Source organism: Streptomyces canarius (assembly GCF_014650735.1).
In the GTDB taxonomy this organism is placed as follows: domain Bacteria; phylum Actinomycetota; class Actinomycetes; order Streptomycetales; family Streptomycetaceae; genus Streptomyces; species Streptomyces olivaceoviridis.
In genome coordinates, this window is record NZ_BMVN01000005.1 from 117,930 (window position 1) to 130,875 (window position 12,946).

A 12,946-nucleotide genomic window follows, 5' to 3' on the forward strand; every position below is an offset into this window, starting at 1 on the left:
AAGGGGCGCGCCCTCGACGGGGTCCCCCTGCTTCCCGCAGAAGTACGACCACTGTGGCCACGTGAGCATCTGAAACAACGTGTAACACCTCGTTAACTGATGTCGAGTTAGGTAGGTCACGCTCCCCTCCTCACATCCCGGGAGAGAGCGTCGACGTTCATGGGATCGCTCCCATCGGGGAGCTACTGGAAGGAGTCTCGTGGCTACGAGCACACGGACCCGGCGACGGAGGCTGGCCATACCCCTGTTGGCCTTCGTCCTGGCCGGCGGCGGCACGGTCGCCACCGGGGGTACGGCGACGGCGGCACCCGCCGAGCCGGACACCTCGGTGGGCAGCGGTGTCAGCTCTGGACTGCGACCCGAAGGAGATCGGGTCGACCTGACCGGGGGCGCCGGCCGGTTCAGACCGCACCAGACCGGTAGGTCCGATGCGGAACACAAGCAAACGCCCTCCGGCCGCACTCCGTACATCGTGGAACTCTCCGAGGAACCGGTGACGACGTACGCGGGCCGGCTCGCGGGGCTGGCCCGGACCCGCCCGGAACCGGGCGAGCAGCTGGAACCGCAGTCGGGGGCGGCGAAGGCGTACCGCAAGCACCTGGGTACCCAGCGGACGGCCGTGGCCGAAGCAGCCGGCATCACGGTCAACGAGGTCTACACCACGGCCTTCAACGGATTCTCCGCCACGCTGACCGCCGCTCAGGTCGAGGAACTGAAGGCGGACAAGCGGGTCCGTTCGGTCACCAAGTCCCAGGTGGTCGGTACCAGCCAGGCGTCCCTTGGTGACACCACACCGCAGCCGACGACTGGCACGGCAACGGGCACGGCCGGAACAGCCACGACCGGGGCATCGGCCGGCGGCGCCCGGACAACCGGCTCGCCGGCGACCAGCGCGCACAGGTCCGCCGCGCGCAAGCCGGGCAGAAGCACCGGCGCCGGGGTCGTGATCGGCGTCCTGGACACCGGGATCTGGCCGGAAAGCCCGTCGTTCGCCAAGCGGATACCGGCGGCCCCGGCGGGCTGGCACGGCACCTGCCAGACCGGCGACACGTTCGCTGCCCGGCACTGCAACGGCAAGATCGTCGGCGCCCGGTACTTCGCCGACACGCTCCTCGCGGCGTCGGGCGGCACGCTGCCCGAGGGTGAGGTGCTCTCCCCCCGGGACATGGTCGGGCACGGTACGCACACGGCGTCCACCGCGGCCGGCCTGCCCGTCGACAACGTCACCATCTCGGGGCGGAACTTCGGTTCGGTCTCCGGCGTGGCGCCGGATGCGCGGATCGCCGTCTACAAGGTCCTCTGGGGCGGCTCGGGATACGACGCCGACATCATCGCGGGCATCGACGCGGCGGTCGCCGACGGCGTACAGGTGCTCAACTACTCGATCGGAACGCAGTTGGGGGACAGCGAGCCCAACACCCCGATCGGCAAAGCCTTCCTCAACGCCACGCTGGCCGGAGTCTTCGTGACGGCCGCGGCCGGCAACAGCGGCTTCAGCAGCGCGGTCAGCAACACCCAGCCGTGGGTCACCACGGTCGGCGCGGCGGTGACCCACGTGAACGAGGGAACCGTCCGGCTCGGCGACGGCACCTCGATCACCGGCGCCTCGCTGGACGTGCTCCCCGGTGGCCGATCCCTGCCGCTGGTCTTCGGCGAGCAGGCCGGCACACTGGAGGAGGGCTCGGCGTACTGCGAGCCCGGCAGTCTGGACCCGGCGAAGGTGAAGGGCAAGGTGGTCGCCTGCGCCCTGGACAGCCCCTACGGCGCGGTGGAGGAGCTCAAAGCCAAGCGCGCGGCGGCCATGGTCCTCTTCGATCCCCACGGCAACTTCCGGGTCAACAGCATCTACGACTTCCCGGTGCTCTATCTGAACACCAGGGACCAGGCCGGTAAGATCTTCAACTACCTGATGAGGCACCCGGCCGACGGCACCGCGCAGCTCACCTCAGGCAACCAGGGCTCCGGTGCCCCAGGTGTGCCGGCCATCGCGGACTACTCTGCGACAGGGCCGGACAAGACGCATCCCGGGCTCATGAAGCCCGACCTGGTCGCCCCCGGCAGCGACATCATCGCGGCCGTCTCCCCGCCGGGAAACTTCGGCCGGCAGTACGACGCGTACTCGGGGACCTCGATGGCGGCCCCGCACGTGGCCGGTGAGGCCGCGGTCCTGCGGGCCGAGCATCCCGACTGGTCGCCCGGCGCGGTCGCCTCGGCATTGCACACCACAGCCGGCACCGTGGGCGACACCAGCCCTCTGGCCCAGGGCAGCGGGCTGCCGTCGCTGACGCGGGCCGCCGATCCGGGGCTGGTCATCGAGCCGGACGCCAAGAGCCTGACCGCCTTCAGTGAAGCGGCTCAGCCCGACGGCCGCGAGCTGAACCTGCCGTCGATCGGGCTGCGCGAGTACGACGGCACCAAGCCGGTGGTGTTGACCCGCGAGCTGACCAACGTCGGCAGCAAGCGGGAGACGTACCATGCCTCGACGAGCGGGCTGGAGGGCATGCAGGTGAGCGTCGCACCGGCCACGGTGACGGTGGCACCGGGCGAGACCGCCTCGGTCACCATCACCCTGCGGCGCGGCAGCGCACCGTGGGACCGGTACGTCACCGGCGCGATCACCTGGCGCGGCACCCACCACCAGGTACGGATTCCGGTCGCCGCGCGCCCGTGGGGCATCTCGCCCCGGTCGTACGACGACACCCTGGAAGAGTTCGGCCGGCTCGCCGACGGCAACTACGGCATGTTCGAGCCGGGCTTCACCGGCCCGGTCTCCGGCCGGTCGACCGGCTACGCCCCCATGCGGCGGGAGTCGTACTCGATGCGGACCGGGGTCAGCGGCGGGGTCTTCGACCGGAAGGCCCTCGGGGTGCAGGCGCACACCTTCAAGGTGCCGGCGGGCAGCGCCGGGATCGTCGTGGACACCGCGACCGACGACCCGGACACCAACCTCGACCTCTGGCTGTACAAGGGCGACAAGCTGGTCTACCGGAGCGCCGCCGGCTGGAGCAGCTCCGAGCGGGCCTGGGTCTTCATGCCGGAAGCGGGCACGTACACGGCGTACGTCTTCGCACAGGACTCCGGTGGCCCGGTCGTCGACTACCGGCTCGGCCACGTCGTCCTCAGCCGTAACGGCCACTACGAGCCGGCGACGCTGGAACTGCCGGCCGCGGTGGAGCGCGGCACGACACCGCGGTACAAACTGCGGCCGGGCGCTCCGCTGAAGCCTGACGCCGAGTACTGGGCGTACACCGAGCTCCGCACCAAGGGGCAGGTGATCCCAGGTCAGTTGGTGTCCACGAACCAGTACTCCTGGGAGTGACGCGGTAATCCCCCGGGGCCGTAGCTCCCGAGTGGCCGGTGGGGTGGGGCGGAGCGGCTCCCGCCCCACCGGCTCGCTCATCCCGGACTCCACGGAGCCGGCATCCGGCGGCTTCTGCGCGCCGCCGCGATCGGCGCCCTGCGCTCGACTCCGTGGTCACCGGCGCACCCTGCCGGGGCACGGCGGCCGGTGGGCGTGGTTCGGTGTCGGCGTCAAGGTGTGCGGGCCGCGGCGGTGTCGCGGAGGAGTCCGGCGAAGGTCAGGGCGGCGGGGGTGAGCGAGTGGTCGGCCATGCGTACCAGCAGGATGCGGCGGACGGGGGCCGGCGGCTGGAGGGGCAGGACGCTGACGCCGGGGCGGATGCCCTCCAGGGCCAGGGTGGGGGCGAGGGCGACGCCGATGCCGGCGGCGACCATGGCCTGGGCTTCCTGGTAGTCGTGGGCCTCGTAGGCGATGTGGGGCTCGAAGCCGGCGGCACGGCAGCCGCGGACGAGGGCTTCGGCCACCGGGTGGTGGTCGGCGCGGGTGATCCAGGGGTCGTGCGCGAAGTCGGCGAGTGAGGCGGCGCCACGGCCGGCGAGTGGATGGCGGTCGCCGACGAGAAGGGCCGGCGGGTCGTCGAGGAGTGGGGTGACGACGATGTCCTCCCGGTCGATCCGGCTCCAGTCGTAGTCCCACATCAGCGACATCTCGATCTCCCGGTTCTCCAGCATGGTCCAGAGTCCGGTGATGCGGGCGCTGCGGACGGTCAGGCGTACGTCGGGGTGAGCGTCCCGGAAGGCGATCACGGCCTGCGGGAGGAGCGAGGCGCCGACGGTGGGGAAGGTGCCGATGCGGAGCGTGCCCGCGCGCAGGCCGGCGAAGTCGGCGAGTTCGTTTTCCGCGGCCCGCAGTTCGCGTTCGATCCGTTGCCCTCGTTCGGCCAGCGCCCGGCCGGCGTCGGTGAGGGTGACGCCCCGGGCGTGGCGTTCCAGCAGGGGCTGGCCCGCCTCCGTTTCCAGGCGGCTGATCTGCTGCGACACCGCTGACGGTGTGTAGTTGAGGGCGCGGGCTGTCGCGGTCACCGAGCCGCGCCGGGCGACCTCCGTGAACAGCAGGATGCGCCGGACGTCGAGCATGCCCTTACCTCCAGCGTTCACTTCAACTTAATAGCCATACAGATTTCCGAGATTGTACTTCACGCTGCCGTGACCCACCGTGGAGGACACCACGCACGGCGAGACCGTCGGTGGACATCCCCTTCCATGGCTGTGAGGAGTCGGTTGTGCTGCGTCTGCACGGCGAGATGATCCGCGGAGGAACCAGCAAGTGCTGGATCTTCGACCACCGCGACGTGGCCGCCACGGGCGTGGACGTCGACGCCCTCCTGCTCGCCGCCTTCAACGCCGCCGACCCCCGCCAGATCGACGGGGTGGGCGGCGCCTCCTCCACCACCTCCAAGGCCGCCGTCGTACAGGCGTCGGCCCAGGCCGGCGTGGACGTCGAGTACGCCTTCGCTCAGGTGGGGATCGGGGACGAGCGCGTGGAGTGGGCCAGCAACTGCGGCAACTGCGCCACCGCCGTCGCCCTGTACGCCGTCCACCACGACCTCGTGCCGATCACGTCGGACACCACCACCGTCCGCATGCTCAACGTCAACACCGGGGCCCGCCTGACCGGCACCATCCCCACCCCCGCGGGCGTGGCCCCCGAGGAGGGCACGGCCATGGTGCCGGGAACCTCGGCACCGGGCGTACCGGTCCTGCTCGGGTTCCAGGACCCGGCGGGCTCGACGACCGGCCGCGCTCTGCCGACCGGCCGGGCCCTGGACGAACTGACCGGCCCGGACGGTCCCGTCGAGGCATCCCTGGTGGACGCCGGCGCACCGGCCGCGCTGTTCGAGGCCAAGGCGTTCGGCCTCGACGGCACGGAGTCCCCCACCGCGTTCGCCGCCGCCGTGCCCGCGCTGACCCTGCTGCGCCGCCAGGCAGCACTGGCCATGGGCCTGGCCCGCGAGGGCGATCCGGTCAGCCACGCGGTGCCGAAAGCAGGCATCGTCGCCCGCCCCGCCCCCTATCGCACCACACAGGGCATCCTCGTCGACCAGGACGAGTACGACCTGGCCGTGCGCATGGTCTCCATGCACGCCCCGCACCCGGCGATCGGCCTGACCTCCGCCGTGGCCCTGGCCACGGCCGCCGCCACCCCCGGCACCCTCGCCCACCGCGTCGCCCGGCAGACCGCCGACGGCACGCTGCGCCTGGGCACCCCCGCCGGCGTGGTCACCACCCGAGCCGTCCCCGTACCGGACAGCGCGTCCCCCACGGTGCTGCTGCACCGCGCCGCCCGGCGTATCGCCCGAGCCGAACTCCTCGTTCCCCTCCCGGAAGGACGCCCCGCATGAGCCGCAACGACGCCGCCCCGGGTTCCGTCACCGCACCACCGGGCCGCATCCGCCGGATGCTGTCCCACCTCTACGTCCAGTGCCTGATCGCCGTCCTCCTCGGCGCCGCCGTGGGCGGGCTGTGGCCGTCCGCCGGCGCCGACCTCAAGCCGCTCGGCGACGGCTTCATCGCGCTGGTGAAGATGTTCATCGCGCCGATCATCTTCTGCACGGTCGTCCACGGCATCGCCTCCATGGGCAACGCCCGCGCGGTCGGCCGTGTCAGCCTGAAGGCTCTGGTCTACTTCGAGGTGCTGACCACCGTGGCCATGGTGATCGGCCTGGTCGTCGTCAACGTCGTCAAGCCCGGCAGCGGTCTGCACATCGACCTCTCGACCCTGTCCGCCAAGGGCCTGCCGCCGGAAGCGACCACGGCCCACGAAGGCTTCGCAGAGTTCCTCCTCGCCATCATCCCGGCCACCCTGGTCAGCGCCCTGACCGGCAACGAGATCCTGCCGGTGCTACTGGTGTCGGTACTGTTCGGCTTCGGCCTGCACGCCGTCGGAGAGGCCGGCCTGGGCATCGCCCGGGGCATCGAGAAGGTCTCCACGGTCCTGTTCACGCTCATCCGGTGGATCATGCGGCTGGCCCCCATCGGCGCGTTCGGCTCCATGGCCTTCACCATCGGCAACTACGGCCTGGGCACCCTGCGCCACCTGGGCCTGCTGGTCGGCTCCTTCTGGCTGACCGCCCTCTTCTTCGTCCTGGTCGTCCTCGGGACCGTGATGCGCCTGAACGGACTGCGGCTGCTGCCCTTCCTGCGCTACATCAAGGAAGAACTGCTGATCGTCCTGGGCACCTCGTCCACCGAGCCCGTACTGCCGCGCATGATGGCCAAGCTCCAGCACGCGGGCGCCTCGAAACCCGTCGTGGGCATCACGCTGCCCGCCGGGTACTCCTTCAACCTCGACGGCACCGCCATCTACCTGACCATGGGCTCGGTCTTCCTCGCCCAGGCCCTCGGCATCGACCTCAGCCTCACCCAGCAGGTGACCATGCTCGCCGTCATGCTGCTCACCTCCAAGGGCGCCGCAGGTGTCACCGGCTCCGGCTTCATCGCCCTGGCCGCCACCCTCGGCGCCGTCCCGCACGTACCGGTCGCCGCCCTCGCGCTGATCTTCGGCATCGACCGGTTCATGTCCGAAGCCCGCGCCCTGACCAGCCTGGTCGGCAACGGCGTCGCCACCCTGGCCGTCGCCCACTGGGAGGGCGAGCTTGACGAGGACCGCGCCAAGGCCGTCCTGCGCGGCGAGATTCCCTACGCCCCTGCCCCCGCTCCTCCCGCGGTGCCGGCACAGCCCGGTCCGAAGGAGACGCCCGCGCCCACCCGCGACCCCGTCCCCGCCGCAAGCTGACGTCAGGTGGGCGGGCCGGCCCCGAGCGTCTGCTCGGGGCCGGCCCGCCCACGTCTCGACAGGACGTCGCCCGGTCGTAGGTGGAACGCCGACGACCTGCACCCGGCAGCTTCCGACTGGCGCGAGCGATATACCGCCGTTGTCCGGTCCTCATCGCCTGCCGTACCCGGGCGCTCGATCACGGCGAGGACGACGGCGTCCAGGGGCCGCAACGGCCGCCCAGCGCCGCGCCGTCCGACGCGCCACGACGGAGACCCTCCCTGTGGTCAGGCGGCGCGGTGACGGGGCCGCCGGAGAGGAGTCGCTTCCCGGTTGGTACCGCGACCGTGATGCGGAAACGCGGGCCCGCATGTGCTGCTCGTCGCGGGCCTGCGAGGCGGTGCGGAGGATGCGTCGTACGACTGCGTCGAAGGCCGCTGCGGTCATCCGGTAGCCGCCGACGGCCATCAGGCCGAGTCGGGCCCCGGGGACCCTCCTTCTCTGCGCAACGAGGCCCAGGCCTCCCCACTGCCGCCACCCAAGTCGAGGCACGAGTACGACATCCCCTTCCTCAAGCACGAGTTCTCCTCCGAGAAGCCGGAGGACGGCGCGCGGCCTCGAATTCGCTCAGCGGTTGAAGGTCAGGCGCGGTGCCGCGTTGCGGGCCAGGGCGTGGGCCTGGTCGGGCCACCAGGTGCCGGCGGGCGGGTCGACGACGCCGTACTCGGGGTCGATGGTGCCGCCGGTGTTGCGCGTGCAGCTACCGTCGGACTCGCCGGGGATCTTGATCCACAGATAGGCGTCGACGAGGGGTACGCCGGTGTCGGCGGTGGGGCGCGGGCCGAGACCGCGGCCGGGTGCGTTGCACCAGACCTCCGGATCCCCGGTGTACTTGCCCGGCTCCGGGGTCCAGGCGCCCAGGCCGTTGCGGCTGGTGTCGATCACGAAGTGACCCAGCCCGTCGGCCGGCGGGGTGCCCACGTTCTGGTCGTACCAGGCGTCGGTCCACCGCCAGGTGGTGGGGTCGGTGGAGGAGACCGCGTTGCCGGGGGTGCCGTCGTTGGGGGCAGCCGCCGAGTAGTACTGGCCGGCGCACCGCTCGGCGTGGCCACGCGCCTCCTCGGGCCCCTCGGTGGCGTACCACATGCACTTGGCGATCCAGGTGCCGTATCTCGCGTTGTGGTCGGTGGGGTGGGTGTTGGACACGTTCAGGGCGAAGCCGTCACTGTCGCGGACCCCGGCGTCCAGCAGCCGCTGGGCCATCTCACCGACGGGCCGCCATTGGACGTTCCCCGCGTCCAGGTAGACCACGGTGCGCGGCTTGGCCTTCAGGGTCTTCACGGCGTAGGCCAGGTCGGCGATGCGGGCGGCGGTGAGTTCGCCTGTCGGGTCGGTGGTGGGTCCGCAGTCCTTGGGGAGGAGGGCCGTGCCGTCGGGTTCGACGACGACCACCGCCTTGCTGGTGCCGATGCCGGCGGCGAAGGCGTCGATCCACTGCCGGTAGGCGGCGGAGGATGCGGCTCCGCCGCTGGAGTACTGCGTGCAGTCCCGGCCCGGGACGTTGTAGGCGACCAGGACCGGGGTCCGGCCCACGGCCCGGGCCCGGTGGACGAGCTCGCCGACCTTGCCGCGCACCTCGTCGGGCGTGCCCTCGGTGAACCACTCGGCCTGCGGCCATCCGGCGAGCTTGGCCATGTTCACGGCGTTGTCGATGTCGCCGTTCCCGAAGTCCGCGAGGGCCTGCTTCGCGGCCTTGCTGTGCGGGTCCACATAGAACTTCGTGGCCGGGGTGAGCACGTCCCGCGTGGGTGTGGCCTGCGCCTGCGTCGCGGTGAGAGCGGCGCCCGCGGTGAGAGCCGCGACGACGACGGCCGCGCGGCGCCGAAGGCTGCGTGGATTCATGGTTGCTTCCTGGTCGATGAGGTGGTGGAGGCAGCTGCCCGCCGCCCCGGCGGACTGCCGGTTCGCCTGGGCGGGCGGCGGGAGTCCCGGATCAGTAGCCGTAGATCATCTTGTAGGCGACCTCGGGGAGGAACTGTCCGGCCGTGGAGCCGGCTCCGACGCCGCAGTTGCCGTCGGACTCGCCCGGGGTCTTGATCCACAACAGCATCTCGGCACCTCCGCCCGTCCGGGTGGGGGTGCCGATGCGGCGGCCCGCGGGGTTGCACCACTGGCCGTTGGAGCCGTTGCCGTTGCGGCTGGTGTCCACGACGAACGGCTTGGTGTAGCCGTAGCGGGCACTGAGCTCACTGTTGACGGCGTTGCCGAAGGCGGTGTTCTCGGCGGTCGTGAAGTAGTTGGAGACGTTGAGCGAGAAGCCGTGGGCCTGACGGAGGCCGGCTTCGTGGAGGCGCTGGGCCATGGTCGCCGGAGCGACCCACCCCGGGTTGCCGGCGTCCATGTAGACCCAGGTGTTGGGGGCCTGGCGGCTGAACTGGGCGAGGGCGTTGGTGAGCATGGCCTCTCGTTCGTCGATCTGAGCCTGGGTCATGCAGCCGTAGTCCCCGAGGGAGTCGGGTTCGAGGATGACGACCGCCGGGCGGCCTGCGATACCGCCGGCGAACTGGGCGATCCAGTTCGCGTAGGCGGACGGCGAGGCGGCTCCGCCCGCGGAGTGCCCGCCGCAGTAGTCACGGTTGTAGATGTTGTAGGCGACGAGGACGGGCAGCTTGTCGGAGTTGTCCGCCGCTCCGGCGTACGCCCCCGTGGCCGTCCCGATGGTGCCGCTCCAGGAGCCGAACCAGCGGGCCATCGGGGTGTTGGCGATGGAGGCGTTGATCGCGGACGCCCGGCCGTCGCCGGGATTGGCGGCCACCCACCTCTTGGCGCTGGAGTCGGGGTCCACATAGAACCCACTGGTCATGGTGGTCGGGTCGGCCGCGTGGGCGGACGGTGCGAGGGCGAGCGCGGACGGCAGGGCGAAGAGGGCTGCCACCAGTATCCGGAGTCTGCGGCGCATGGCTGTACCTCGATTTCCTGAGAGGGGTCCGAGTGCACTGGGAGCGCTCCCACTGGAAGCGGTCCCAATCGTGGAGTGGGCTGGATGGGCTGTCAATGGTCCGCGCAGGACTCGACACAGGGCTCGACTTTCATCAGAATGTGAGGTCCATGATGAGTGGCTGGCTGGAAGCGGTCCCAGTCCAGCAGTCATCCCCGAGCGCGCCTACCTGTGACAGACTCCCGGCTCATGGCAGAAGATGCGCCGCGTCGGCAGCCGACGCTCGACGAGGTGGCCGAACGCGCCGGTGTCTCCCGCTCCGTGGCCTCCCGCGCCCTCAACAACGCTCCGCACGTCAGCCGCGCCAAACGCGAAGCCGTCGAACGGGCCGTCCGGCAACTCGGTTACGTCCCCAACCCGACCGCCCGGGCCCTGGCCACCCGGCAGACGGGAGCGGCCGCCCTGGTCGTCTCGGGAGAAGATCCGTCGATCTTCGCCGATCCCTTCTTCGCCCAGGTCATCGTGGGGGCGTCGGCCGCTCTTGAGGAGGCCGACCTGCATCTGATGCTGTGCCTGGCCGCTTCCGACCGCGGCCGCAAACGGGTTGCGGAACTCCTTCGCTCCAGGGGCGCCGACGGCGCCATGCTGATGGCTCTGCGCGAGGACGATCCGCTGACCCGGGTGGCCGAGGAGGCCAAGATGCCCGTCGTGTTCGGCGGACGCCCGGTCGGTACGACTCCCCGGTGGTACGTCGATGTCGACAACGTCGGCGGGGCGCGCAAGGCGACCGAGCACCTGCTCTCACGCGGCCTGACTCGTGTGGCCGCGATCTGCGGGCGGCTGGACACCGAGGCCGGGCGCGCTCGGTACCACGGCTACCGGGACGCCATGCTCGCCGCCGGCCTCGATCCCCTCCCGCCGCAGGAGGGGGACTTCACCGAGTCCAGCGGAGCCGCCGCCATGGCCGCACTGCTGGTGAACCACCCTGATGTGGAAGGGGTGTTCGCCGCCGGCGACAACATGGCGGTGGGAGCGCTGCGCACGCTGCGGAACGCCGGCCGACAGGTCCCCGCCGACGTCGCCGTGGTCGGATTCGACGACCTGACCGTCGCCCGGATCGCCGATCCGCCGCTCACCACCGTCCATCAGCCCATAGAGGCTCTGGGCCGGGAGATGGCGCGCATGCTGGTCGCGCTCGTCAACGGACAGGACCCCACTGCGCTGATCCTGCCGACCCGCCTGGTCGTCCGCTCCAGTGCCTGACGGCTGTGGCGGGGCCCCGGTCGCAGCAGGTGAAGTTGGTCGCGGGTGAGCCGGCCGAACCGCCACGGCGGACCGTTGTGGTCACCGCTCGCGTTCGCGACGTGGACGCGTAGAAGTCGCGTGGTGCGCTCCAGCCGTTCGGGTCGCTGATGTCGGGGTTGGTGAAGCAGGACGCGTTGCCCATCTGGTGGACGAGGTTGTGGCCCGAGGAACTGGCGACGCTGGCGGACAGGCGGTACTTGCCGTTGCAGTAGACGACGGACGGGTCCTTGATCCCGGCGATGTTGGGCGTGGCGTCCGGCTTCGGAGCGATCGGCTGTCCGCTGGACGACCAGCCGAAGCTCGACGGCAGCGCAGCGGCGGACGTGCGGGTGGTGGCCGCGGTGCCGCCGAGCGCGGTCAGCACCGCGCCGTACGGCGCCTTCCTGTTCCCCGCACCGTCGAACAGCAGGGTTCCCCCGCTGCGCCAGGAGTCGCTGTCGCGGATACCCCATGCGCTGATGCCGGTGCGGCGTGCGACGCTCATGCACGCCCTGACCGTGTCCGCGTACGCGGTGGCCGGCGCCTGCGCGATGTCCGGCTCGGTGATCTGTACGTCGACGCCCAGCGTGTTCGTGTACCGGGACTGATCGTGGGGGGCGACGTCGTCCCCGGGGCTCCTCCAGTGCCCGCGGCGACAGCATCGCCCGCACGGACGCGCCCGCGCGCCTCAGGCGGGGGCAACCCGGTGGATCGCCAGCGCGTCCACGCGGTGCATCCTCGTGTCGGAGGGCGCGCACACCAGACGCCCGACCGCCGGGGAACGGCCGGGCAGCGGCTCCTGGCCGCGTAGCTCGGCCTCGACGAACAGGCGCAGCCGTGCGGCACACCTGCGGTAGAACCGCAGCTGGGTACGGCGGCCGAACAGGCGCCACCCGAGGAAGGTGATCCGGTCCAGGGTGGGGGCACCCTGCGAATGGCAGGAGACGACGAACAGCACCTCGCCGGTGTCCTGCCGCTTCACCACCTCGTAGGTGGCCCGGCCGCGTTCCAGGTGGCCCTCCAGGGTCTCGTAGGCCCATCCCCAGACGCGGTCGGTCCCGTCGCGCACCTCGTCCACCACGCTGGTGACGCGCACACCGCAGTAGAAGTGCATGCCGTGGAATCGAGCCTCCAGCAGCATGTCGCGGCCGAGCAAGGGCGTGGCGGGGTCGTAGAGCGCGCGCACGATCTCCGGCGGCGAGAACTCGTAGTCGCGGACCAGGCGGCAGGCCCGTTCCCATGGGCCTCCCGGCTCCGGCGGGCCCGGTCGCTCCGCCGGCAGCGCGGTGCGGTGAACGTCGATGTTCCAGGACGGCCGGCGCACCTCTTCGACCGAGTAGTTGACGCGCGCGTCCGCGAGGTCCCGCCACGCCTGTACGGCGTCGAGGCGTCCGAAGGCCCAGTTGCCCAGGGAACTCACTGGGAACCTTCGAGCGAGTCGCCGATCAGCCACAGCGTCGGCGGCCACAGACCCACGAAGAGCGCGCGCCGCTCGGCGTTCCCCCGTTGCTCCTGGTCGACGGTCTTCGCGCGCACCCACAACGTCACGCACAGGCCGACGGAGGCGAGCGAGACCAGGTGCAGATGAGTACTCCGCACACCTGCGCGGTGCAGGAGCCGGACCACCATGGGAACCTCCGGGGCCGCTT

General features: G+C 71.3%; 9 protein-coding genes and 1 pseudogene. 4 read left to right on the forward strand and 6 right to left on the reverse strand.

The genetic code is table 11. The features are described 5' to 3' along the window. The first annotated feature begins 199 nt into the window (after positions 1 to 199). Complete coding sequence (locus tag IE294_RS09505; protein WP_189884269.1) at positions 200 to 3,319, forward strand: S8 family peptidase; 3,120 nt, start codon at positions 200 to 202, stop codon at positions 3,317 to 3,319. A 212-nt stretch (positions 3,320 to 3,531) separates the two neighbouring features. On the opposite strand, the gene IE294_RS09510 is transcribed toward IE294_RS09505, so the two are convergent. Further along, positions 3,532 to 4,437: a LysR family transcriptional regulator gene (locus IE294_RS09510; protein WP_189884657.1), complete on the reverse strand. Its 906-nt coding sequence runs from the start codon at positions 4,435 to 4,437 to the stop codon at positions 3,532 to 3,534. Between the two features lie 146 nt (positions 4,438 to 4,583). Here IE294_RS09510 and IE294_RS09515 point away from each other — a divergent pair, with 146 nt between their 5' ends. Continuing rightward, a complete protein-coding gene (locus tag IE294_RS09515) occupies positions 4,584 to 5,702 on the forward strand; it encodes a PrpF domain-containing protein (RefSeq protein WP_189884271.1) in 1,119 nt (372 codons plus the stop codon). Continuing rightward, on the forward strand, positions 5,699 to 7,096 hold the full coding sequence (gene dctA, locus IE294_RS09520) for a C4-dicarboxylate transporter DctA (RefSeq protein WP_189884273.1): 1,398 nt from the start codon (positions 5,699 to 5,701) through the stop codon (positions 7,094 to 7,096). The genes IE294_RS09515 and dctA overlap by 4 nt, the downstream gene beginning before the upstream one ends. 606 nt (positions 7,097 to 7,702) lie before the next feature. Here dctA and IE294_RS09525 read toward each other — a convergent pair. Both IE294_RS09525 and IE294_RS09530 read right to left on the reverse strand, forming a co-directional pair. Next, positions 7,703 to 8,977, reverse strand: a complete 1,275-nt coding sequence (locus IE294_RS09525; RefSeq protein ID WP_189884275.1) for a glycoside hydrolase family 6 protein — start codon at positions 8,975 to 8,977, stop codon at positions 7,703 to 7,705. A 91-nt stretch (positions 8,978 to 9,068) separates the two neighbouring features. After that, a complete protein-coding gene (locus IE294_RS09530) occupies positions 9,069 to 10,034 on the reverse strand; it encodes a glycoside hydrolase family 6 protein (protein ID WP_189884277.1) in 966 nt (321 codons plus the stop codon). A 228-nt stretch (positions 10,035 to 10,262) separates the two neighbouring features. On the opposite strand from IE294_RS09530, the gene IE294_RS09535 reads away from it, so the two are divergent. Next, entirely contained in the window at positions 10,263 to 11,276 is a 1,014-nt protein-coding gene (locus IE294_RS09535; RefSeq protein WP_189884279.1) for a LacI family DNA-binding transcriptional regulator, read from the forward strand. A 103-nt stretch (positions 11,277 to 11,379) separates the two neighbouring features. On the opposite strand, the pseudogene IE294_RS09540 reads toward IE294_RS09535, so the two are convergent. The 3 genes and pseudogenes from IE294_RS09540 to IE294_RS09550 form a co-directional block, all read right to left on the reverse strand. Further along, a pseudogene (locus IE294_RS09540) lies at positions 11,380 to 11,883 on the reverse strand (endo-1,4-beta-xylanase); the annotation flags it as partial. Positions 11,884 to 11,985: 102 nt separating this feature from the next. Then, the gene (locus IE294_RS09545) at positions 11,986 to 12,717 is read right to left on the reverse strand and encodes a DUF1990 family protein (protein WP_189884281.1); all 732 of its coding nucleotides are present in this window, start codon (positions 12,715 to 12,717) and stop codon (positions 11,986 to 11,988) included. After that, the gene (locus IE294_RS09550; protein WP_014677155.1) at positions 12,714 to 12,926 is read right to left on the reverse strand and encodes a hypothetical protein; all 213 of its coding nucleotides are present in this window, start codon (positions 12,924 to 12,926) and stop codon (positions 12,714 to 12,716) included. The genes IE294_RS09545 and IE294_RS09550 overlap by 4 nt, the downstream gene beginning before the upstream one ends. Positions 12,927 to 12,946: the final 20 nt, after the last annotated feature.

Coding starts and splice junctions, on each gene's coding strand:
- IE294_RS09510 (WP_189884657.1), bottom strand. CDS start 4,437: ATGCTCGACGTCCGGCGCATCCTGCTGTTCACGGAGGTCGCCCGGCGC.
- IE294_RS09530 (WP_189884277.1), bottom strand. CDS start 10,034: ATGCGCCGCAGACTCCGGATACTGGTGGCAGCCCTCTTCGCCCTGCCG.
- IE294_RS09535 (WP_189884279.1), top strand. CDS start 10,263: ATGGCAGAAGATGCGCCGCGTCGGCAGCCGACGCTCGACGAGGTGGCC.
- IE294_RS09550 (WP_014677155.1), bottom strand. CDS start 12,926: ATGGTGGTCCGGCTCCTGCACCGCGCAGGTGTGCGGAGTACTCATCTG.
- dctA (WP_189884273.1), top strand. CDS start 5,699: ATGAGCCGCAACGACGCCGCCCCGGGTTCCGTCACCGCACCACCGGGC.
- IE294_RS09525 (WP_189884275.1), bottom strand. CDS start 8,977: ATGAATCCACGCAGCCTTCGGCGCCGCGCGGCCGTCGTCGTCGCGGCT.